General features: G+C 44.4%; 19 protein-coding genes. 7 read left to right on the top strand and 12 right to left on the bottom strand.

The window, feature by feature from the left end:
* The first annotated feature begins 491 nt into the window (after positions 1-491).
* The gene (locus tag C6Y39_RS03915; protein WP_105930007.1) at positions 492-1,640 is read left to right on the top strand and encodes an iron-containing alcohol dehydrogenase; all 1,149 of its coding nucleotides are present in this window, start codon (positions 492-494) and stop codon (positions 1,638-1,640) included.
* Here the strand turns inward: C6Y39_RS03915 and C6Y39_RS03910 are convergent.
* The 7 genes from C6Y39_RS03910 to C6Y39_RS03880 all read right to left on the bottom strand — a co-directional run bounded on the left by C6Y39_RS03910 (position 1,637) and on the right by C6Y39_RS03880 (position 9,266).
* Positions 1,637-2,404: a 3-keto-disaccharide hydrolase gene (locus C6Y39_RS03910; RefSeq protein WP_105930026.1), complete on the bottom strand. Its 768-nt coding sequence runs from the start codon at positions 2,402-2,404 to the stop codon at positions 1,637-1,639. The genes C6Y39_RS03915 and C6Y39_RS03910 overlap by 4 nt on opposite strands.
* Positions 2,405-2,494: 90 nt before the next feature.
* A complete protein-coding gene (locus C6Y39_RS03905; RefSeq protein ID WP_105930006.1) occupies positions 2,495-3,112 on the bottom strand; it encodes a gluconate 2-dehydrogenase subunit 3 family protein in 618 nt (205 codons plus the stop codon).
* Positions 3,112-4,797 carry a GMC oxidoreductase gene (locus C6Y39_RS03900; protein ID WP_105930005.1) on the bottom strand — a complete coding sequence of 562 codons (1,686 nt, stop codon included), beginning with the start codon at positions 4,795-4,797 and terminating at the stop codon, positions 3,112-3,114. Before C6Y39_RS03900 ends, C6Y39_RS03905 begins: the two co-directional genes overlap by 1 nt.
* Positions 4,798-4,841: 44 nt before the next feature.
* Complete coding sequence (locus C6Y39_RS03895) at positions 4,842-5,771, bottom strand: hydroxypyruvate isomerase family protein (protein ID WP_105930004.1); 930 nt, start codon at positions 5,769-5,771, stop codon at positions 4,842-4,844.
* Positions 5,764-6,981, bottom strand: a complete 1,218-nt coding sequence (locus C6Y39_RS03890) for a nucleoside permease (RefSeq protein WP_205664131.1) — start codon at positions 6,979-6,981, stop codon at positions 5,764-5,766. Before C6Y39_RS03890 ends, C6Y39_RS03895 begins: the two co-directional genes overlap by 8 nt.
* Positions 6,982-7,007: 26 nt before the next feature.
* Entirely contained in the window at positions 7,008-8,075 is a 1,068-nt protein-coding gene (locus tag C6Y39_RS03885; protein ID WP_105930002.1) for a sugar phosphate isomerase/epimerase family protein, read from the bottom strand.
* 36 nt (positions 8,076-8,111) lie between these two features.
* Positions 8,112-9,266 (bottom strand): Gfo/Idh/MocA family protein, encoded by a 1,155-nt coding sequence (locus C6Y39_RS03880; RefSeq protein ID WP_105930001.1) that lies wholly within the window; start codon positions 9,264-9,266, stop codon positions 8,112-8,114.
* A gap of 375 nt (positions 9,267-9,641) precedes the next feature.
* Here C6Y39_RS03880 and C6Y39_RS03875 point away from each other — a divergent pair, with 375 nt between their 5' ends.
* The 3 genes from C6Y39_RS03875 to C6Y39_RS03865 all read left to right on the top strand — a co-directional run bounded on the left by C6Y39_RS03875 (position 9,642) and on the right by C6Y39_RS03865 (position 12,027).
* Complete coding sequence (locus C6Y39_RS03875; protein WP_105930000.1) at positions 9,642-10,646, top strand: LacI family DNA-binding transcriptional regulator; 1,005 nt, start codon at positions 9,642-9,644, stop codon at positions 10,644-10,646.
* A gap of 54 nt (positions 10,647-10,700) precedes the next feature.
* Positions 10,701-11,639, top strand: coding sequence for a sugar phosphate isomerase/epimerase family protein (locus tag C6Y39_RS03870; protein ID WP_105929999.1), 939 nt, complete (start codon positions 10,701-10,703; stop codon positions 11,637-11,639).
* Between the two features lie 64 nt (positions 11,640-11,703).
* Entirely contained in the window at positions 11,704-12,027 is a 324-nt protein-coding gene (locus tag C6Y39_RS03865; RefSeq protein ID WP_105929998.1) for a DUF3392 family protein, read from the top strand.
* Positions 12,028-12,054: 27 nt separating this feature from the next.
* Here C6Y39_RS03865 and C6Y39_RS03860 read toward each other — a convergent pair whose 3' ends face one another.
* Positions 12,055-15,897, bottom strand: a complete 3,843-nt coding sequence (locus C6Y39_RS03860; protein ID WP_105929997.1) for a hybrid sensor histidine kinase/response regulator transcription factor — start codon at positions 15,895-15,897, stop codon at positions 12,055-12,057.
* Between the two features lie 74 nt (positions 15,898-15,971).
* On the opposite strand from C6Y39_RS03860, the gene C6Y39_RS18715 reads away from it, so the two are divergent.
* Positions 15,972-16,124 carry a hypothetical protein gene (locus C6Y39_RS18715; protein ID WP_167390614.1) on the top strand — a complete coding sequence of 51 codons (153 nt, stop codon included), beginning with the start codon at positions 15,972-15,974 and terminating at the stop codon, positions 16,122-16,124.
* A gap of 2 nt (positions 16,125-16,126) precedes the next feature.
* Here the strand turns inward: C6Y39_RS18715 and C6Y39_RS03855 are convergent, their stop codons facing one another.
* On the bottom strand, positions 16,127-16,645 hold the full coding sequence (locus C6Y39_RS03855; protein WP_105930025.1) for an HAD family hydrolase: 519 nt from the start codon (positions 16,643-16,645) through the stop codon (positions 16,127-16,129).
* 263 nt (positions 16,646-16,908) lie between these two features.
* Between C6Y39_RS03855 and C6Y39_RS03850 the strand changes: the two genes are divergently transcribed.
* Both C6Y39_RS03850 and C6Y39_RS03845 read left to right on the top strand, forming a co-directional pair.
* Positions 16,909-17,802, top strand: a complete 894-nt coding sequence (locus tag C6Y39_RS03850; RefSeq protein WP_105929996.1) for a DMT family transporter — start codon at positions 16,909-16,911, stop codon at positions 17,800-17,802.
* Between the two features lie 146 nt (positions 17,803-17,948).
* Positions 17,949-19,748 (top strand): GGDEF domain-containing protein, encoded by a 1,800-nt coding sequence (locus tag C6Y39_RS03845; protein WP_105929995.1) that lies wholly within the window; start codon positions 17,949-17,951, stop codon positions 19,746-19,748.
* Between the two features lie 71 nt (positions 19,749-19,819).
* On the opposite strand, the gene C6Y39_RS03840 is transcribed toward C6Y39_RS03845, so the two are convergent.
* From C6Y39_RS03840 to C6Y39_RS03830, 3 genes are all read right to left on the bottom strand, one after another.
* Positions 19,820-21,343, bottom strand: coding sequence for a trehalase family glycosidase (locus C6Y39_RS03840; RefSeq protein WP_105929994.1), 1,524 nt, complete (start codon positions 21,341-21,343; stop codon positions 19,820-19,822).
* Positions 21,344-21,345: 2 nt separating this feature from the next.
* Entirely contained in the window at positions 21,346-22,584 is a 1,239-nt protein-coding gene (locus C6Y39_RS03835; RefSeq protein WP_240618804.1) for an MFS transporter, read from the bottom strand.
* Positions 22,585-22,750: 166 nt separating this feature from the next.
* Positions 22,751-23,785: a LacI family DNA-binding transcriptional regulator gene (locus C6Y39_RS03830; protein WP_105929992.1), complete on the bottom strand. Its 1,035-nt coding sequence runs from the start codon at positions 23,783-23,785 to the stop codon at positions 22,751-22,753.
* Positions 23,786-23,886 lie beyond the last annotated feature (101 nt).

The raw sequence follows: 23,886 nt of genomic DNA, 5'->3' as shown, positions 1-23,886 counted from the left end.
GACACTCTTAACGAGTGCCCACACAGATTGTCTTGTCTAAATTGTTAAAGAACGTAGCAGCGTCGCTGCTATTCACTAGAAGCCGTTGCTTCTTAGTGATTCACCCTGTCCGAGTGAGGTGCGCATTATACGCTGGAAGTTTTCGTTGTCAACACTTTTTGAAAATTTATTTTCTGAAGCGTTTCTTCTAAACTCCCGTCTTTACTGGCCTATAAAGGTAGTAGAGACTTACTTCAGGAGGGTTGCTGTTTTGCTTTTCCCCCGAAGCGGATGCGCATTTTAGGGAAATGAGCGCTCACGTCAACACTTATTTTAAAAAAAACCTTATTTTTCGATCGTTTGCACAAACAACACTCAAAACGTTCATTTTACCTACGAATTAACCATGCTTTTAATCATCTATAAGGTTAGTTAAGTGGTAACTGCTGGTTTGTACTATAAATTAAGTACCACGTAACTACTTAACTGTACGCTCTAATTAGGAACTCACTATGAAAGTTTCAGAGTTTAAAACCGCAGGAAAACTCATTACGGGTCTTGGTTCTATAAAGGCACTGGCAGATGAGATGGCGCGACTGTCTATCAGAGACTGCGCCATTGTGACTGATAAAGGTGTTTCTTCTTCAGGTCTTCTTGATCAAGTACTGAAATTAATCCCCTCTTCGCCATTACTTATTATCGATGACATTCCACCTGAACCAGAGGTTAATATTATAGAAGCTAAGTTAACGGTGCTTCGTGAGAATAAGGTTGACGGAATCATTGCCCTTGGCGGAGGCAGTGCTATTGATAGCGCAAAAGTACTCGCAGCTACCTATAACTACACTGGAAGACTAAGCGAACTATTCGGTGAGAATACGCTTTCGAAACGACGCCTACCTCTAATCGTCATTCCTACTACCGCCGGAACCGGCTCGGAAGTTACTAACATAGCTATCTTGTCTGACCCGATAGCACAAATGAAGAAAGGCATTGTTAGTCACTGCTTATTACCCGATGTTGCTATTGTTGCACCAGAGATGACAAAAACGTGCCCGCCGTCTATAACAGCAGCGAGCGGTATAGATGCATTTGTTCACGCCCTTGAAGCGTACATAAGTGTTAATGCCAGCCCGATTACTGACGCCCTCGCAGAAAAAGCACTAAAGCTTATCTTTAATTCACTACATCACGCTTATAATAATGGAGAAAACTTATCTGCACGTGAAGATATGGCCACCGGCAGTTTAATGGCTGGCCTTGCGTTTGGAAATGCGGGCGTAGGTGCGGTACATGCATTGGCTTATCCGTTAGGCGGTAGGTTTCATTTATCACATGGTATGAGTAACGCTGTTATGCTACCCCATGTCTTAAAAGTAAATGCGCCGTTCTGCCAAGACAAACTCTACTGTGTGGCTAAGCTTCTAAAGGTATGTGAGCGCCACCACTCAAAAGAAGAGGCCGTTAAGCTGTTATTAACTGCTATAGAAAAACTGTGTCGCGATGTCGGTATTCCCGCTTCACTCACCCACTTTAATATTTCGCCTTCTTGTGTAACGGAATTAGCAGAAGAGGCGAGTAAAGTAACTCGCCTTCTTCGCAACAACCCCAAGCAATTGAGTATTGAAGAGATTGAAGATATCTACCGGCTTGCGTTTTAAAGCGGTCTTACCCACATATTTTTAAAGCTTACTAAGTTGCCGTGGTCTTGTAATTGAAGCGGTGCGCATCCGTGAGCTTTATATTCAGGCGCACCGATCCATTCAGTTGTACCTTGGATCTCAGTATGATTCTGAACCACCACCCCGTTATGTATTACGGTAACATAGCCCTTCGTTGCCAGCTTTTCACCATTAAAAGTGGGTGCTTTATATATGATGTCATAAGTTTGCCATTCACCGGGGGCCTTCATAGCATTGACCAAAGGAATGGTTTGCTTGTACACACTCGCCGCTTGTCCATTGGGATAGGTCTTATTCTGATATGAGTCCAATACTTGAATTTCATATCGCTGCTGAAGGAAGATACCGCTATTGTTGCGCTGCTGTCCTTCCATATCCGCCTCTGGTTGCGGTACTTTCCACTCTACGTGCAACTGAATATCACAAAACTCAGTACTTGTTTTGATGTCACCCGTTCCTGGCATCACTGTTAGTACACCGTTTTCCAGCGTCCACTTAGCCTCATCTCCTTTTAATGACGTCCAGTTTGACAAGTCATTACCTATTAAAGCTATCGCATCAGAGGGTACACCTGCCTTATCAAAAGAAACCACTTCAGGAACCGGCTCCCAAACTTCTGTTTTGGCGGCCTGTTGTTCGCGTGTTAAACGCGATTCGCTTTTCTCTGCATCTTCATCTGTTGCAGCACATGCAAAAAACGGCGTAAGCAATGCTACAGTTAAAGCCACGAGTGTTTTATTCATAGTGTTAAACCCTTTTCTAATCTGTTCCATCACGTGTTGCGTTTGGCTCTATTATTTCTATTCCCATCATTAGGTTCTGCGTATCGAATATCACGTCGCCCACGCCTTATCACCCTTCTCGTAGGGGTATGCACCGTCGTAACGCCCGGGGATAGCTACATATCGAAGCACTTTAGTCGCGCCAATTTGAGACGTGAAAAAGCAATAGAGTGTTAGCTGTTTAAGTAAAGTAAAGTAGTGAGGGGTTGGCTCATCGGTGCCTGGCTCCCATTGGCTAGGCTTTCCTGTTTCAACGCCTTGATAAACATCGTTAGCAAGGTTAGCCGCTTTCGCTTCTACATCAAGGTCGTTAAATAGAGCCTCTCGTTCTAGTTTGGTAAGCTGTACAAACTGCTTATTGAAACGACTTTGACTTAGCGAAGATATTTTCTTAATGCCATCAAGAAAGGTCTTTTGAAGTAAAGGTGTGTAGCAGTCGGTTACCAATACAGCCATTGTCGCGCCAACGTTCGCTGCTTTTGCTCCAGGCGTATCGGTTTGCGGAATAATTACCTCCCCCATTTCGTTGAGCAAAGCCACATCTTTTTCATTAAATAGCGTATTACTTAGCGGTACTGCGGGAATGTCTTTGTACGCAAACGCACTTCCAGCGAATAAGGCAGTTCCTGTTGCTGTTGCGATAAGTTTAAGTAGTTCTCTGCGCTCCATTATAGGTTTCCTCGCTTTAACTCTTCTACTGCGAAGTCTGCTGCTCTTGCCGTTAGCGCCATGTAGGTGAGTGATGGATTAACACAACTGCCTGATGTCATTGCCGCACCGTCAGTGACAAATACATTGGGTGCATCCCATACTTGGTTATGCGCATTTAAAACTGAGGTTTTAGGGTCTCTGCCCATTCGCGCCGTACCCATTTCGTGAATACCCATGCCAGGTGCATAGTCGGAATCCCAACCTTGAACATTCTTAAGTCCTGCCGCTTCAAACATCTCAATAGCGTCTTGCTGCATATCCTTACGCATCTTGAGTTCGTTTTCTTTTATCTCAACATCCATGGCAAGTACCGGCAACCCCCACTTATCGGTGACCTTTTTGTTCAAGTACACTTTGTTCTCGTGATAAGGAAGCATTTCACCGAAGGCTGTCATACCTATTGTCCAAGGACCCGGTTCGGTTATCGCATCTTTAAGCCCAGCTCCTATACCAAGCTCTGCAATATCTTTGCGCCACCCTGAACGACTTGCGCCGCCTTGATAACCAAATCCTCGCAGATATTCTCGCTTATCGTCGCCCCAGTTTCTAAACCTTGGCACATAGAATCCACTTGGCCTGCGGCCGTAGGTATATTTGTCGTCAAAGCCTTCTACGTCTGCCGAGGCGCCCACTCTAAAGTGGTGATCCATAACGTTGTGGCCCAGCTCTCCACTACTGCTACCCAATCCTCCGTCCCACACGTCTGTGGCAGAATTCATCAGTACCCACGCCGAGTTAAGTGCAGACGCGTTTACGAAAACAATTTTACTTTTAAAGACATAAGTCTCGTTGGTTTCAGCATCAATAATTTCAACGCCAGTCGCGCGTTTCTTGTCTTTATCAAACAAGATTTCTTTTACTATCGAGAAAGGTCTTAGCGTTAAGTTACCTGTTTTTACCGCAGCCGGAAGGGTAGATGCTTGGGTACTGAAATAACCACCAAAGGGGCAACCCAACCAGCATTTATTTCGGTATTGACAATGAACACGCCCTTGTTCGGGCTTGCTTTGTGTCATGTTTGACGTGCGGCCATGCAATATATGACGGGAGCCTTCAAACGCTTTCTTAACGCGGGCTGCTACACTTTCTTCAACGATATTCATTGGCATTGGTGGCTGGTAGATACCGTCTGGCAATACATCTAATCCGTCTCGGTTACCACTGATACCCGCAAATTTTTCTACGTAATCATACCAGGGCGCCAGATCTTGGTAGCGAATAGGCCAGTCAACCGCAATACCTTCTTTAGCATTAGCTTCAAAGTCTTCTTTGTTCAAACGGTAGCTTTGACGGCCCCACAACAGTGAACGCCCGCCCACATGGTAGCCTCTGTACCAGTCGAAGCGCTTGTCCTCGGTATAAGGGTTGTCTTTTTCATTGGCCCACATACCGTAGGTTTTTTCATTTAGCGGGTAGTCACGTTTAAGCACAGGATAATCTACTTTCATTGCCTGCGTGGGCAAATCACGATGAGGATAGTCCCAGTCTTCTTTATGCGCGTTTTTATAATCCTTTATATGCTCAATGTTTTGGCCGCGCTCGAGCATCAGTACTTTTAAGCCCTTCTCGGTTAGCTCTTTTGCAGCCCAACCACCACTGATACCAGACCCAATAACAATTGCATCATATTCGTTACTCGCCATAACACGTCCTTATCGCTAATTTTGTCGCTGTGCCAATTCGCACATTACACATCGCAGATCTGTATCGCTTCTTGAAGCGACGCAATTCTCTGGGCTTGTGTCTTCGGTGTGGGTATAAACTCTTGCGCTAAGTAGCCTTTGAAACCGGTTTCGACAATGGCTTTAGCAATGGCCTCATAATTGAGTTCTTGTGAGGCGTTAATTTCGTGACGCCCTGGAACACCCGCCGTGTGGTAGTGACCAAAATACTGGTGGTTGTCCCGAATGGTACGAATGATATCTCCCTCATTAATTTGCATATGGTAGATATCGTAAAGTAATGAAAAGTGTTTGGAGCCAAGACGCTTGCAAAGTTCTATTCCCCAAGCAGAATTGTCGGCCATGTAATCGGGGTGGTCGATTTTGCTGTTAAATAGCTCCATGAAAATTACTACGTTACGCTTTTCAGCGTGAGGCAAAATGCGCTTTAACCCTTTAACCGCATTTTCAAGGCCATCTTCTCGTGACATTCCTCGCGCATTACCGCTGAAGCAAATAAGGTTGGTGTAACCCGCATTGGCAACTAAATCGATGTGCTTTAAATAACGTGCCTCTAGTTCGTCGTGTAATTCAGTGTGAATAAAGCCATCTTCAAGACTAATTTCAGCGCCGTTGCACATAGAAGAGTCGATACCGTATTGCTTTAGCACAGGCCAGTCTTCGGGGCCTACTAAATCAATGGCTCCGAAGCCTAATTGCTTAACGGTCTGGCACAATTCTTCGATACTCAAATCGCCATAGGTCCATCGGCTTACTGAGTGATTCACATTGCCTTTAAGCGGCGTATTCATGGTATTGCCACCTTTTGTGCCGTTTGTACTTGCTAGAGTAGGCATAGCAGTGGCTAAACCAGCAGCTGCTAACCCGGTTCCGGCAATGCCTGCTCCTGTCATAGCCATACTCTGAAGTAATTTCCTGCGGGTAATGTTATGCATCTGCGCTCACCTTTTCCTTTCTGAACAGAATGGCGAATAGCACCAAGACAACAGCGGCGAACGCGGCTGGGAATAACCAGATTTGCTGCCAACTATGTGCTCCTGTGTCTAACGCGTAGGTGTCTGTAATTGCGCCAGCAACGGCAAAACCCACCAGCATACCTACGCCATATGTCGCCAGGGTAATAAGCCCTTGTGCTGCACTTTTTACATTCTCGCCCGCCTTCGCATTGGTATAGATTTGCCCTGATACAAAGAAGAAGTCGTAACAAATACCGTGCAGTGCAATGCCGATAATAAGCATAAATAGATTCTCGTCAGCATTCCCAAATGCAAACAGTGCATAGCGAATAACCCACGCCGCCATACCAATGACCAACGTCGCTTTGATGCCAAAACGATTCAAAAATACTGGCAGAGCTAACATAAACAATACTTCGGATACTTGGCCCAGCGTCATTTTCCCTGTTGCATTCTCAACACCTATTTCGGTAAGAAAAGGGTTTGCATTCTGGTAGTAGAACGCCAGCGGTATACAAATAAGTACCGAGGAAAGAAAGAATACAAAGAAGTTTTTGTCTTTGAGCAATGCCAACGCGTCCAAGCCAAGAATATCGCGTATGGTTACCGCTTTACCGCCAGATTGAGGTGGCGTGCTTGGCAACGTAAAGCTGAACACACCTAAAATTAGCGAGGCAATACTGCACAGTAGGAAGGTGTTTTTGAGCATACCGTCGGCAATAGACTGGGCAGAATCCCATGAAAAGACATAGCTAATCATTAAACCTGCCACAATCCAGCCGATGGTGCCCCACACACGAACCTTTCCAAACTCTTCAGATGGGTCTTGCATTTGACCAAAGGACACTGAATTGACCAAAGCAAGTGTAGGCATGTACGCAATCATGTAGGCCAACACGTAAGGGTAGAAGCTGGCAAAATCATCTGCTTGGTACATACAGTACATAAGCGCAGCGCCAACGATATGCAATAAGCCAAGGATCTTTTCTGCATTAAAGAATCGGTCAGCAATAAGGCCCACAATAAAGGGGGCAATGATGGCGCCCCAACTTTGGGTTGAAAAAGCCATACCGATTTGCCCACCATTGGCAGAGAGCGTATTTGATAAATACGTGCCTAGTGTTACAAACCAGCCTCCCCAAATGAAGAACTGAAGGAACATCATCAAACTCAGGCGTAGGGTTATCATAGTTATTGTTATCCTATTGATGGCGCTTAGCGCTCAAGGCCTAAAATGCGATTATTTTTCGCTTCGCTAACCTCACCACCAGCAAAATCGTCAAACGCATATTTGCTAGGCTCGATAATGTGTGAAGCGATAAACGGTGCGCCTTCAGCTGCACCCTGCGCACTGTCTTTTAAGCAGCATTCCCACTCAAGCACTGCCCAACCTGAGAAGCCGTATTGGGTAAGCTTGCTAAAAATACCTTTGAAATCGACCTGACCGTCGCCAAGGGAACGAAAACGCCCTGCGCGCTCCTGCCAGTTTTGATAACCACCATACACACCGTTTCTACCGTTAGGATTGAACTCGGCGTCTTTAACGTGAAACATTTTGATCCGGCTGTGGTAGCGATCAATGAAATCAAGGTAATCTAGCTGCTGTAAAACAAAGTGACTTGGGTCAAAAAGAATATTTGCTCGTGGGTGGTTATCTACCGCTTTTAGAAACTGCTCGAACGATGCTCCATCGTGTAAATCTTCCCCGGGGTGAATTTCGTAGCATACGTCAACACCTGCATCGTCAAATGCGTCGAGAATAGGTTTCCAACGCCTAGCCAATTCAGCAAAGCCTTGCTCAACCAAGCCAGCAGGACGCTGTGGCCACGGGTAAACCAAATGCCACATTAATGCACCAGAAAAAGTAGCATGAGCTTTTAACCCCAAGCGCTTACTAGCAATAGCTGCACACTTAAGCTGATTAATTGCCCATTCGGTTCGCTCTTGTGGCTTACCGTGTAAGTGCGCAGGCGCAAAGTTGTCGAATAACTCGTTGTAAGCAGGATGAACCGCCACTAGCTGACCTTGCAAATGGGTAGAAAGCTCAGTGATTTCTACCCCTGCGTCTTTACAAATTTTAGCGATATTGTCGCAGTATTCTTGGCTTTCAGCCGCTTTTTCTAAATCAAAAAGACTAGGATCGGTAGGAACTTGTATTCCCTTATAGCCAAGCGACGCTGCCCATCTGGCCATATTTTCAAGCGTATCGAAAGGTGCGTCTTTTCCCATGAACTGAGCAAGAAAGATAGCAGGCCCTTTTATAGGTTGTTGGTTAGTAGCCATAAGCGCTTACCTTTTTCATATTAAGTTGTAGTTTCATTACTGCGTTCCTTCCTGACTGACCGACTCCCACTTGGTGTCGCTGTCAGTACTGGCGAGCATGGCATCAATAAACACCATGCCGCGTATGCCTGAATTTATTCCCGGTACGCCCTCGGCTTTACCTTTTTGATTAGCACGCACTGCTTTCGCAAAGTCGGTATACAAGTTTGCCATAGCTTCTAAGTAGCCCTCTGGATGACCAGCTGGAACACGACAACGTGCAGATGCCTCATCACATAGCCCAACTTGACCTTGGCCCGCTCTAAACACTTGATAAGGCGCGTCGACGGGGCGATAAATAACAGAGTTTGGCTCCATTTGACGCCACTCCAAGCCACCTTTGTCACCATAGACGCGGATCTTCAATGCGTTTTCTTCACCAGCACAAACCTGCGAGGCAATCAGCACACCCGACGCCCCCTTTTTAGTTTTAATAAGCGCAGCGCCGTCGTCATCTAATCGACGTCCTTCAACATGGGTATTTAGTTCTCCACATAGCGATGTAACACTGTCGTTTAATACAAACTCAACCAACCCAAATGCATGAGTACCGATATCGCCCATTGCGCCTGTTGCCCCAGAAATGGCTGGGTCGGTACGCCACTGCGCTTGTTTGTTGTGCGTTTCTTCTTCACCAGACAGCCAGCCTTGCGGATACTCAACATAGACTTTTCGAATTTTACCCAGCATACCGCTTTCAACGAGATGGCGAGCTTGCCATACCATAGGGTAGCCAAGGTAGGTGTGGGCTAAGCCGTATAAAGACTCACTAGCGTGTACAACGTCTTGCAGTTCTTTTACTTCAGCAAAGCTAACCCCTGCTGGTTTTTCACAGAACACATGGAAGCCCGCTTTAATAGCGGCAATTGAAATGGGAACATGAAGGTGATTAGGCGTTACGATAACCACAACCTGCATGCGCTGCTGCTCTGGCAGCTTGGCCTCTTCTTCAAGCATAGTTTGCCAACTGGCGTATGAGCGGGAAGTGGGTACGTTCAATGACGAGGCAGTGCGCAAATTATTTTCCTCATTGCGACTAAATGCGCCACATACCAGCTGATAGTTCCCATCTAACATAGCGGCGTGGCGATGCACAGCACCGATGAACGCCCCCTCTCCGCCACCGATCATACCCATTCGAATTGGTTTCATAGCAGATCCTCTGTGCGCAGACGCACGGTTGATGTGATCAATACACAAAAATGTAACCCGTTACATTTTAATGGTCAACCATAAAATAATCATTTCATTAATCTAAAGTTTACATTCGGCGTGGAAAGCAAACAGAAATAGACGGTTAACGGGATTACAGTGCCTATAAACCAACGCTAAAATGCTATTAATATTTACAAATAACATACAAATACCCTTTGACGTTTCTTTTTAAGCGAGTATTCTTTTATGAAATGAAAACGGTTACATATTACTATTCCCTTTTTCAACACTCATGAATAGTAACTAAAAGCACGGTTTCAGTGAGTTAGGTTTACAATGCGATGAAAGCAGCACTAAAAAACAAAAACACGAATGGCTAATATAAGAGATGTAGCAGATAACGCGGGCGTGTCGGTGGCGACCGTTTCAAGAACATTGCAGCAGCCCGAGCGCGTTTCACCAAAAACGCGCAACAAGGTAATGGCCGCGGTACAAGCGGTTGGGTATAAACCCAATTTAATGGCGGTAAAGTTTCGCTCGGGAAAGACACATAACCTAGTGGTGCTTGTGCCCACGGTTGCTAATGTATTTTTTGCCCGCGTGATAAGCGGCATGCAGGAAGCCGCAGCTGAATTGGGCTATTCCATTTTATTAGCTAACACCCTTGGTAACAGCGACATTGAAAGCCATTACGCCAAGATGGTCAGCACCTCTCAAGCGGACGGTCTTATTCAACTTCGTGCAAACAATCCGCTTGATGTTTCCATGATTAACGATCACGGGTTACTGCCTATGGTTAACGCCTGTGAGGTTATCGACGACGGGCAATATCCCGTTGTGTCGTTAGACAACCGGGCCGCGGCCAGAGCAATGACAGAGCACTTGATCGGTAAAGGGCATAGCCGCATCGCCATGGTCAAAGGGCCGGACTCCAGCCCACTTACGCAAGAACGTTTAGCCGGTTATAAAGATGCATTGGCTAACGCTAATATCGCTTTTGATGAAAAGTTATTATTTCCCGGAGATTTTACCCTGCATGCAGGTTATAACGCCGGGGTACATATAGCAGCCCTTCATAATAGACCAACAGCGGTTTTCTGTGAAAACGATGAAACGGCTATTGGTGCCATGCAGGCATTCAAGCAAGCCAACTTAAACATACCTAAAGATATTTCCGTGGCGGGGTTCGACGACATCGCATTTTCTGCTTTTGTTGACCCACCGCTTACTACCATAGCTCAACCAGCCGAAGAGTTTGGCAGAACAGCGGTTACACTGTTGGTTGATTTACTTAACGGAAAAATTCGCAAGGCGCCGAAGGTTATTATGCCCTTTGAACTAATAGTGCGTGAGAGCACGGGCGAAGCTTCGAGTTAATCGGCTATCACTTAGCACCATCACCTATGTACCACGACAGTAAAGGAGTAAGCAGTGAATTTAAGTAAAGAAAACTTAAGTAAAAACGCAACATCGGACGCAGCCAGCAAAATTGGCTCTGCTGTTTCACGACGACAGTTCATCAAACTTTCGTCTGGCTTGTTAGCGGCTATGAGCGCTCCTACTGTTTTGGCGCACAATCACAGTGATGAAAAAGGAAGGATGATGAATGGCATGCATAGCAGTGCAGTTGGACTGCAGCTTTATACCCTTAGAGATATTATGAAGGTAAGCGTGCCTGCAACTCTTAAGCTGGCCGCCGACGTAGGTTATTCGGAAATGGAGTTTGCGGGCTATTTTGGCCACAGCGCCAAAGAAATTAAGCAGCTGCTTGATGAAAATGGCCTTACTGCACCGTCGGCTCATATTCAACTAGATGCCTTTGACACTAATTTGCAACAAATTTTAGATGACGCGCAAACGGTTGGTCACAAGTATTTAGTAGTGCCTTGGCTTAGCGAAGCGCAGCGTGGTAAGGGTATAGCGCCTTATCAAGCCCTAGCCGATAAACTTAATACCATTGGTGAAGCCTGTAAAAAAGAGGGTATTACCCTTGCCTACCACAACCACGATTTTGAGTTTGAAGTACGCGACGGCAAGACGCCATTAGATGTGCTTATAACCCAGACCGACCCAAACCTGGTTGCCATGGAGCTTGATTTATACTGGACGGTAAAAGCGGGTAAAAACCCGGTTGATTACTTCAAGCAGTACCCAGGCCGCTTCAAGCTTTGGCATGTTAAAGATATGGCTGAAGACGGCAGCTTTGCTGATGTGGGCACAGGCACCATTAACTTTAAAGAGATATTCGCACACGGCAGACTAGCAGGCATTGAACACAAATTTGTAGAGCGTGATCAAACCACCGACCGCATTGCCACTATCGAGCAAGGTTTTAAAGCAGTAAGCGCACTAAATAAAGGCGTTAGCTAACGCTTTTGCCCTTGCCGTGGTTATAATGGGCACACAGTAAGAACGTCATAATAGTAGTCATTTTATGAGTGAACTTTTCAGTGCCCTTTCTCGCGCATTAAGCCCCTATTACAACGAAATGAGCATTATGCTTATGGCCACTATTTTAGTGGTGTACGGCGACCTGATTAACGGCTATGTAAAACGCATACTTGCACCTTACCATTTCACCATTCGCGTTAGCTTGTTTGTAGTGCTGTGTGCTTTTGGCTATGGTGCACTAACCTTGTACGGCGCACCGTTCTTAAAACACACCCTAGCCTACTTGCCCTGGCAGTACCAAGGTGCAGGCTATGTGGCGTCGTTTCTATTGATTGGCTTTTTGGCGGAGAGACGTAAATATTTATAAAGGCCTGTTAGACGTTAGGGTCAAGCTCTAAGCTACAGTTTCGTTGTACTGCTCTACGAATTTCTTTGGCGGTAGGAGCATGACCTTCTTAAAAGATGTCGAAAAGTAAGCGGCTGTGCCAAAGCCCACGTCTAAGCAGGTATCTAGAATACTGTTTCCTTCCAACAATAGTGGAATGGACTTCTCGATTCTAAAACGTGACAGGAACTCGCTAAAGTTGTATTCAAACAACTCAGACATTCTTCGATTTAAACTTCGCGCGCTGATAAGTAATTCCGCTGCGGCCTGCTCTCTATTGAAAGATTCATCGTGGTAGTTTTTTTCCAGTACCGCGATAAAGTTAAGATAGAACGCCATATCTTTTTCATTATTGAACTCAGGAATTTTCAGGCATCCATATTTAAATACAGGCCGATCATTTTCTTTGTCTTCGTTTTCGTTGGCCTTTCTCAGGGCTAGCAAATGTTCGACACGCAGGGTAATTTCTTGGTTAGAAGCGGGTTTAGACAAGAAATAATCCACTTTTTCTTCTAGCGCTAATTTCTCTAGACCAGTTCCGGTTTCTGCGGTTAGCATTAGGATAGGAATATGAGCGTAGCTATTGTTACTACGAATGGCTTTAGTCAGCGCAAGCCCATTCATTTCATTCATCATTTGATCGGTAATGACTAAATCGACTAAATAGTGCTGCATGACCTCCAGAGCCTGAACCCCGTTCCTTGCGACCAAACATCTATATTTCTTAGAGAATAGATCAAAAAGATAAGTCCGGAATGCTCTGCTATCGTCAACGATTAAGAGTGATTTCCTATTTGTTTTTGCATGCGCTGGGGACAAGTCTTCAGCATGTGAATTTACAAATTCTACGTCATCCATGGGGAGTGTTACTGTAACTTTCGTACCTATACCCTTTTGGCTCTCAAGGTTAATCTCACCTTGGTTCAATTCCACCAATGACTTGACCATTGCCAAACCAACGCCGCTGCCCTCTTTATCGGTATTTCCTTTTTCAAATCTCTCGAATACCTTTTGGTGAAGATGTTCGTCAATACCTTCACCATCATCCGTAATGGTAATCTTCAGTTCCTTGCTATCTTGTACGGCAGCAACTTTTATCGTTCCAAGCTCTGGTGTGAATTTAATTGCGTTTTGTACCAAGTTAACAAGAATTTTTTCTAAGCTATCGCTAATCAGCGACACCTCTTTCTTACCCTTAATTCGAACCTCTAAATTCTGCCTTTTTTGTTTAGCTAAAGGCTCTAGAGATAAAACGATAAATCGAATATTTTCTAGCGAATATAGTTTGTAGTAATCTGCTGCGTTCAAGGCTGTAGGGACATCCTGGCTCATTTGGTTAATTAAATGCTCTACTCTTTTCATATTGTCCTGTACACAAATTAATTCCTTGCTTGCTCCTTTAGCTGTATCAGAGACTTTTTCTAGAGATCCGTTGATGAGTTGGATAGGCGTACGAAGCTCTTGCATAATTTCGTTAATGAAGCGCTCTTTACTACGCAACATTTTTTCGAATTTAGAATGGCCATCGGTGATTTCATACCGAGTAAGGTAGGTGTAAAGTGTTGTTGTTCGAAAATGGTCCATAAATTTAGTAATTAGGCCAACTTTCCATAGCAACCAAAAAAGAAATACTATTAACGCATAGATAAGAAAAGCGGTCGAGGAAGCCCAAAATGGTGGTGCTATTTCAAATGAAATTATCATGCTTTGTGTAGCATTTGATGGAGAGGTTGTTCGCAGGTAGAGATTGTGAGAGCCCGTATCGAGGTCACTTAAGGAAAGATTTAACACTGGTTTATTGTGGGATATCCAATCACCGTCATCTAGATAGAATTCTATTGTTTCTTCTTCCCATTTATCACCATTGATAACAAAGTTAAATGTGGCTCCTTCAAAACTGCTATCAAATTTAAACTCTAAAGATTCTGGAAAATAGGTAACATGCTCTGCAGAATTCTCAATCCACTTTACATTCGAAAGTACAACTGACGATCGACTATTAGCTGACTTTTGCAAACTATCTATCAATATAGCTTCATCTACTAAGTAGCTATATTTATCCCCCTTCAACAGAATTTTTTCGCGTAGCTGCTCAAAACTTTTATATTCGAAGTCAGTGTCTAAAATACCGAATCGCGTTCCGAGCTTAAAGACCTCCCCACTTTCATGAAGTTTAAGAAAAAGCCCCATGTTTGAAGCGACCCAAAGGTTGCGATTTTTACTCATCATAGCGCCACGTATGAATCTGAGCTTCTCATTGCCCAAGATAGATGATGAACTCACGGAGCCTGAGCTTTTATCAATCACTTTTAATCCAGCCCCAGAAGTGCATACCAAGTAGCTATCGTCGAGCTCAATCAGACATTGAAGCCCAAACCAGCTCCCCTCACTGGCTGTAATTGTTCGCCAATTAAATTTAGACAGTTGAAAATGAACGTTGTCATATTCATCAAAAGCAGCGAGCTCACCTCCGGAGAGCAATGTACTTTGCAAAACGCCTCGTGGTGCTTGAATAATGTCTTGGATTTTGCTCTCTTTGACATAAAAGTAACTGGCCTTTTTTCCATCGTAGAAATAGAAGTAAAACGCATCTTTGTCTACATCAATAAAATGAGAATATTCACTGCTACAAACTGCATCATAGTCTTTGTTTATTAGTTTCGTAAAAAGCGTTTCTTGCCAAGAGGTGCAGAGAGAATCGTTCGTTGACGATAGCTGATCAACTAGTAGCTCCCCAGTGCTTTCATTTAATTTAAATACTCCTTTTTCCGTCCGCACCAACGTCTCAGAACCTCGAACAGATGATGTATGAATGTTTTTCCTTAAAACGACATCGTCGATTGACAATAAATTCGTTGCTAACATTGTCTTAGGTAAAGACAGCAACCCCAGTTGCGATGATGCGACAAGGAGAGAGCCACTGGGTCCATTAGCGAGTTTAGTGACCGTCCTTATAGACTCAGATGTGAGAATAGGATTCATAAACAATGGCTTTGATAGCTCATCGTCCGTCAGTGATAAGAGGCGCCCGTCAGAAACCCAGATCTCCCCAGTGTTCGCTTTAAGTACATCGTGGACATAGGTACCGTTAATTCCCTCAAGCGGGACGAAAAGCTTGTTATCGCCAACGATGTATAATCCTTCAGGTCCTCCAATATAGAGCTTGTTATCTATTTCCTTAATAAACGTTCCACTAGTTATAAGAGGCAGGTGCTCGCTAAATTTATACAATTCAACCTCCGAAAAATCTTCGGATGCCTTCACATAGCCTTTGCCTGCTGCAATATAAATGCGCTCTTTTGTTGCATGAAGTGAGTAAGCACTACTTAAGTTAAAGAAGTTTAGATGCGCACTAAGTTTCGCAACACTTTTAGTTCGCTTTTCAACTGAAATGACATCATCGATCACAGAAAAGTAAAAATGTGTTGCGGTATCCTTGATAGCCCAAACAGATTTAGACCACTCTTCTTCAAAAAGGAAAGGTTTCGCGACTCTGCTCTCAAGGTCAACTTTGAAAATCCCAACACCGTACTCGACAATCCACAGGTCAGATCCCACCAAATGGATATCTGAGATAATGCCAGTAGCACTATTAAAAGTATTAAATTCTAGTTTGTGCGATTCACTACCAACTACTTCGAATACACCATTTTCCGAAGCGACGTATAAAATATCACCTCGTATTTCAAGATCTCGTATGGTGCCCGCAGGAACGCCAGCGAAAGAATTGACACCTTCGAGATTAATGCCAATTGCATGGCTCAATTTTGAAAAAAGGAGGAAGTAAAACAGAACTATTGAGACACACGCATTTAATTTATAACGCTTTTGGAAACGCGTCTCAGCAAGCATACCTTACATCCCTGTTCAATCATTAATGTGGTTAAGCTCGTCGAGCTTAAATCTTTAAATAAGAAGGAACTCACATGAATACCGAACAAAAAAAGAACATTCAAGTACTTACAGAGGAAGAGTATACTAAAGTATATGGTGGAACTTATATTTTAGCTTTAGTTGATTTATACACTATTCTTCCAATTGGTCCTATAAAACCAAAGAAACCAGAAATAGATAAATAACGCTAAACCAAAAACCACTTCATCCCTGCATTCTCGGCGGCTTGCTGGTCATAAATAAAGTCGCCTACATACAGGCAGTCTTCCGGTTGAAGCTGCCATGTATTCGCTACCATTAATAATGCGGTTGGGTCTGGCTTGGCTGGGGCATCTTCACGGGTAAGTACATAATCGATGGGAATGTTGTTGTTGGCTACTTTAATTGCGGTGGCTTGGCGGCAGTTTCGGGTAACTATTGCCATGGGCAAATTATGGGCCTGCACTTTTTCTACCATGGCTTTACCAATGGGTAACCACTTGGCGTTTTGCGCATCGTCTAATTCGTGCTGCAAAATTGCATTGTGGGCATTAGCTTTTGTTTCATTACACGCAATAGCATCTACATAGGTCAAAATATCTTGGTCTTGCGGGCAACCAACATCTATACGCATCTTTGTGAAATCTAGGCTCGACTCTACCAAAGTACCGTCTAAATCAAATATTACGCCTTTAATACCGCTTAAATTTAGTTGCTTAATGTTCACGCCTTTTTGCCCTTTCACTTCATTTTAGTTACCTGCACTACCCCAATACCATCTAGGGCGCAGGTTACCACTACAGCTTTTTAACCACATAGTATGAATGATGACATGATTACGCCCAACATTCTGTTACGTTTACTTAAGGCACTGAATTTATCACTAAAAATCACACCATGATTTAAGTTTACCCAAATTGCACCTTGCATTAGCATAGCCGCACTTTTTAGTACGTTTGCTCTTCTTCAAGCTTTTTTCAAAGGTAATTTATGGGTGTTTTTGCTGCGCTAGGTACAGCGCTTTGTTGGGCCATTGCTGCACGTTTATTCCGAGGTACCGGTAACGCGTTTTCGCCACTTACCATGAACTTTTGGAAGGGGCTTATTTCTATTGCCATTTTGGCAGTGGTTTTAGTAGTGGTTGAGCCAACGGGGCTTAGCACTCATGCTGTTTTGTGGCTATTACTTAGCGGGCTTATTGGTATAGGTATTGGCGACACCTGCTTCTTTAAAGCTCTACAGAGCATTGGCGATAGCCAAGCGGTACTGGTTGCTGAAACGCTGGCACCGCTTTTCACTGCGCTTTTTGCGATGGCTTTTATTGGGGAATGGATTACCTGGCAGCAGTGGGTTGGCGTCGCGGTGGTTTTATTTTCTGTTGATATGGTTATTAAAGCGCGCAAACGCAGCACTACTCATGTGTTTGCTACCAGCGGTTACTTATACGGCGTAGGCGCAGCACTGTGCCAAGCTGTTGGCGCGGTAGTCAGCCGCGACATTTTAAGTGCTGGCGAAATCGATGCCGCCAGCGCCACGTTTTTGCGCCTAGTGGGCGGAATGATATTTGTAGTGCCGCTTATAGCCTTTACAAGAACCCGCTATATGCCTGTTATCGACTATCAAAGTGTCAATGGTAAACGCATTTGGCCCGCTTTTGTTTTAGCCACCCTACTTGGCACTACTGCGGCTATTTATTTACAAATGTTTGCGTTTGCATACGCTAAAGCGGCCGTGGTTCAAACCCTTATCGCTACTAGCGCACTGATGTCTTTGGGCGTAGCCTGGATATTGGGTGAGCGCGCTACTAAAGCCACCATTGCGTGGTCTGCTGTTGCCCTAGTAGGCGTCGCTATATTGGTTAGCTTTGGCTCGCCAGCACATTAATAAATTGAAAAAACAACCAAATTCTATCTACTGTTTTTACTTAAACCATATATAGGTTAGGATATCAACAGCCATTACTATTAATGCGCAAAACCATTGATTTTCCGCCGAATAAAGAATGTAGATAAGAAGAAAAATTTATTCTCATGGCTCAAAAACTGTTTTTAACTGTAATTTCGTTTGCGGGCTTCTTGCTAGCCTCTTTTACTTCGTTGGCAAACGAAGGCGTTGATGCTGTTATTGAAAAAGTACGCTCACCTTCTTACGACTGCCCAAGCCAATCCTTACTTCCTGAACTCGAAGATGCGCTTGCTCTTGAGTCTATTTCAAAACAGCAGCACTTCGCGTTGACCGTTGCAAAAGGGCAATTTTTAATTTGTCGGGGCAAGTATGAAGAAGCAGAAAGCCTCTTGCTCAAGGCTATTATGCAAAATGATATCGACCGAGGTTCATACGCATTTGCTTCTGCTATTTATCAAATTGGCTTTTCTTATGACGCTAGGGAAAACCCCGCTCGATGTAAGTATTACCAACAAGCTCAGGCACTGTCATCACCAGAGCGTCACAGCGACATCTACACAAGTTCTTCATTAGGGCTTATAAACTACTGCTCTGATTCAACAGAGCCGGGCATTCGGCTAGGCAAAATGTTTGGTGTTCTCAAACGCTATTCTGATAACGGAAGTCCGGGGGAGCTAGCGCATATACATAATGCGATTGGTTTACTTTACGGCAGCTTAGAACAACACGCTTTGGCTGCAGAGCAGTATTTAAAAGCGCATGAAATGGGGCTTCAAGTTTACAAAGGCAGTAATAAAGTAAGCATTATAATTAGTGCAATTGTGTCATTGATAAGTAGTGGGCAAACTGAAAGGGCTTATCAAAGCATTCTAGAGCTGGGTACCCTTAATAGCGAAATAGACACCCCACTGACTAACTTTTTGTACCAGTACGCATTGTCTATCTATCACAGGAAAACCAAAGACTACAGTAGCTTGGCGTATACACTTCCCGATCTAGAAAAGGCTACAGCGAACATATCAAGCTCGCTTGGAGAGATGCTAGTTGCCTGGCATAAAGCCGAACTCTGTTTACACGAGAATGAACTGAATTGTATTGAAGAATATTTAGCAGAGGTTGAGTCTACTAACACTGCAGCTATACCTCGCGTGTTTCAATCCAACTTAGATTACTTAAGCTTTAATGTTGCCATGTATATGGCGTTAGACAACATGGAGCGCGCTAAGGCGGCTCTTGAGGTTTACTCCAAAGAAGTCACAAAACGACGTGAATTAACACAAGATTCGGCACTCATTATTGGCGCAGCCAATTTGTACACCCGCATTTATGACTTAGAATCTGCAATTGAGCAAGCGGAGCAGCGTCGCAAAAATACCTTGTACATGGCCGTTATCATTTTCCTATTACTAGGCAGTATCACCGGCTATGTATTACGCAGAAAGCACTTGGCCCGCAAAGCCATAGACCCTGTAACGCAACTACTCAATGCAAATTCGGCCATTGCGCGCATTAATAAACTCGATGCGCCGAAAAAGGGCAGAGCGATAGCTATCGCTATTTTCGACATAAGTAATTTGCGCGATATAACGCGCAAAATGGGCTCAACCCAGAGTGACAAAGTACTGAGGCAAATCGCACAAACCCTTCAAAACGTAACTCGCGGTAACGATATTTTAGGGCGATTTGGTACTGAGCAGTTCATTCTATGCCTTCACAATATTGAAGAGCGAAGTGCAAGGCAGTTCTTCGACCGCGTACAGAATGCGCTAGATAATACTTTTGAAAATGAAGCGTCTTCTGAGCATATTGTGGTTGAGTCCCAAATGAGCGTATTTATTGCCAACGAAAAAATTACTGGGCTAAACGACATACTTGATGATATTGCCATGTCGATTGATATGGGTAACCGAACCGACAGCAATTAATACTTACTCAACAAAAAACGCGCAGGCCGTTTATACGGTACCGCGCGTTTTTTGTTTTAGCCGAACTTTTACTATTGGTTCAGATACGATTGAAAGCGGGTATACACCCCATTGGTCCACCCGAAGCCTAGCTGAACGTCGTATTCACCGCCACCTGCTTTTATTTCCGGGTCACACACATTGTACTTTTCTAGCAGCACGCCGCTTGTTGCGAAGTGATTTTCAATGGTTTTGCAAAAGCGTAGCATGATAGTTTGAGCCTGCATTTCAAACCCATAGTTGCGCAGCCCTTCTACGGCAAACAGTTGAAGCGGTGCCCAGCCATTTGGTGCATCCCACTGTTGCGATGTAGTGTTGGAAGTGGTTATCACTCCGCCTTGTTTAAGCAAGGTATTCATTACAATTGCGCGTACCCCTTCCGCTTGTTGGTCATTGGCGATACCGACAAACAACGGCACACACATAGCCGCTGACACAACATTGGTTTGAGTCTGTGTGGGGAAGTGATAGTCAAAATAGCCTGCCTTTTCAGCGTTAAACAAATAGGTGTTTATTGCATTAATTCGCGCCGTAGCGGCTGTGTTAAAGCGAGCTTGCTCGACCCCTTTTGTCACGCTTGCCAGGGTTTGCTCAAGCGTTACCAGTAGAGCATTTAAATCTACAGGTATAATTTCGGTAGTACGAATACTTGCCAGTGAATCTGGATTGGCAAGCCAGCGAGAGCTGAAGTCCCAACCCGACTCGCAAGCCGCGCGAACGTGCTGGTAGAACTGACTTTTATCTGCGCCAATGTGCTCTGCTGTTTCAATGTCTTCTCGATAAGACTCAGGGCGAGGCGTTGGCTCGGTGTCGAAGTAACGGTTGAGTATTGCGCCACAAGGCATGGTAACGGTACGAAGTTGCGCCGCACTTTTCTGCGATGCGCTCTCGCCCGCTCCATTCATCCAAAACTGATATTCTTTCTTCAAGCCCCAAATAACGTACTCTTTTTGCTGGTCGCTTAGTGCGTCTTTGAGCAAGTTATAAAATAACGCCAAAATAGGAGGCTGACTACGAGAATAATAATAAGCGCGGTTGCCGTTAGGAATGCAGCCTACTTCATTTAAAATATCTACAAAATTCACCAACATGTTTATTGCCATGTCGGTGCGCCCCGCGTCAATTAAGCCAAGCGCGGTAAAATATGTATCCCAGTAATAGATTTCACGAAAACGTCCGCCCGGTACTATGTAAGGGCGAGTTAGGGCTATCAAGCTATCTTTCTGTTCGGTGTCGGGAGTGCGCGTTAGCACCTGCCACATATGCTCGATATAGTCGGCTACGTTTGCAAACTTGGTTTGCGAGGTCGCGCTGATCATTTCTGGAATATCGAAATGGCTATTTACAAAAGAGGCTAAATCGACAGTTTCACCACTTTCTTGTGCCTCTAAACACGCCTTATCGTATGCAACTAATACAGTGTTAAGATCTGTTTTAACAATAGCATCAGCAAAAGTTTTGCTGTCAGGAAAAAGCTGTGCCATTTGCACTTGCTTAAACAGGTCGCTGGCGAAAAACGACAAGCTGTCTCGCCAGTTGTGTGAAGAAGAACTCATAATTACTGCGCACCTTTAGGCGATAGAGAAGAAGACGCTTTTTTAAAGAAGAATAGGGTTACTACTAATGCGCCTATCGGAATAAGAGATAGATAAAATGCTTGCTGCCCGCCCACTGCGTCGAAGATAAACCCCGTCACAATTGAGCCTGTGGTTCCACCTAATGCAGAAAATACAACAATTAGCCCTGTCATCGGTGCATGTTGGTGTTGGGGCAACGCGCTTAGCATTACTGAGTTTAATACAGGGTAGATAGGCGCCATCATCAAGCCAATTAGCGGAATGAGAAACGCAGCTATTGGGGCATCAGCCCAGCTGGCAATGGTACTATCCGACACATTTTCGGCAAGTGGTAGACTTAGTAGCATTACCGTAGCCATACCTGCCAAACAGATATTCAAAAAGGGATACCAATTCATTCGCGTGAGCACCGCGCCAGCGGTTAAGCGCCCAACGGCAAGTGCGATAGCAAAAATACTGGTTATTTGAATGCTAACTTGAGTAGGTAAGCCTAGCACCTCTTTGTTAAAGGTTGGCAGCCACGAACCTATGCCCTGCTCTATTAACACGTACAAGAAGATAGAGAATATAAACACTAACACCAGAGGCTTGTAGGCTAGCTTTAACATACTGAAGAACTCACTTGCCAGACCGTCTGATTGTGCTTTCTCTACTGGTTTTATAGGTGCTAGTGCCACAACAATTAAGGTAAAGCCAACCAATGCGGCAAGTAAGTAGTAGACGTTTAGCCAATATAATGAGGCGTCGTTATTGGGGTCGATAAACCCGGCGAACACCCAGTAGCCAGATAACACGCCCAACATGAAAATACCTTCAATAGTGTTCATTAACGATGAGTGCGCTTTAGTGGTTGATGACAACTGACCAATGATGGCGTAAACCGACACTTTCACTAGCGCGAATGCGGTACCTATACAGGCAAACAACACTTTAATGAACCAAAAGCTTGCGATAGAAGGTGTAAGCGCACAGGCAACGGCTACTAATGCTAATCCAAGTAGCATTGAAAGTTTGTAGCCAACCCTTGGGATGAAACTCGCCACTAGGAACGAGACAATTGCGATAGAGAGGTCTTTAAAACCTTCTAGTGTACTCGCCTCTGGCTTACTGATGTCGAAGCTATTGATCGATTGCAGGATAACGGTGCCCACACTGTTTAGCAGTATGGCAAATACGTAATAGCTTATGGCAATGGCTGCAATGACCATGAATCGAGACATGTGTAACCACTCTGTTAACTGAATTATGCAGGAGTGTAGTCGCATGAAAATAAAAATGCAAACGTTTGCAAAACTCTGAATAGCATTAACGAATGTTTACAATCGACCGACACTCCCCGTTAAATAATAGTGTGTGTGAGTAAAAAGCTGTTAAAAAAGCAGAATATTAGTCGCTGTGCTGTGTAGAACGACGGGCTATTAATGTGGTTTCAACTACCTGACTTTCTGTCGGTTTATTTTCAAACTGATTTAATAGCTGAGTCACCATTTCTTTTGCCGCTTGCTGGGTGTTTTGACGCACTGTTGTTAACGAAGGATGCATGAGCTCAGCAAGTGAAATATCGTCGTACCCCACTATGCCAACATCGCTTGGAATACCAACGTAGCGCTCTTTAAGCGCTTTCAATGCGCCCAACGCTACCATGTCGCTTACGCATACGATCCCGTCGAAGTCTAAGCCATTCGCTTTTATGCGCTCGTTAATATATTGGTAAGCCGCTCTAGAGGTAATGTCTATAGCGCAAGTGCACTGCGCATCTATTGGCACGTTAGCGTCTTTATGTGCCTGCGCATACCCTCTGTGACGTTCTTGCATTTCAGCGTGCTCAGAGTCACCTAAGAACAAGATGCGTTTGGCGCCGTGACTTAGCAAATGCTGGGTTGCCGTATAGCCGCCAAGATAGTTGTCGCCGCCAATGATAGGATACGGCGCTTCTGTTTTCGCATCGCCCCATACAACAATGGGGATCCCCGATTGTGCCGCTCGGTCAATCTTAGCAGTAGATTTACCTTGTCCTATAACAATAATGCCGTCGGCTCGCTGGCTGCGAATAAAATAATTCGCCCAGTCATCCGACGCCATAAAAGAATTAGACAGCAGTAGCTCATAGCCTTCGGCGTTTAGTGCCTGATTTAACTCCCCCACCAGCTTGAGTAAGAATGGGTCTGTGGTGCTTTGCTCGGTGTTATCGATTAGATTTAAGATTACCGCAATCACATGCGTTTTCTGCGTTCTTAAACGGCTAGCAGCCGCGTTAATACTGAAGTTATGCTCTTTAGCAAGTGCCTGAATTCTGCTTCGGGTTTCCTGTTTGATAAGCGGATTATCTTTTAATGCCCGAGATGCAGTAGATGTTGATACACCTGCAATATCAGCCAACTTCGCTAAGGTGAGTTTTGTTTCAGAAACCAATGTGACCATTCTCTAATAATATTTTTTTGTACCTTGTTATCCGCGACAGCCGCTTTGAAATAAAAGCGTAAAGCAGTGGCTAAAACCGGATAAATCGTCAGCACTGTAGC

Origin of the sequence: Alteromonas gracilis (genome assembly GCF_002993325.1) — a bacterium.
GTDB lineage: Bacteria > Pseudomonadota > Gammaproteobacteria > Enterobacterales > Alteromonadaceae > Alteromonas > Alteromonas gracilis.
This window is presented reverse-complemented; position numbering and strand designations above follow the sequence as displayed.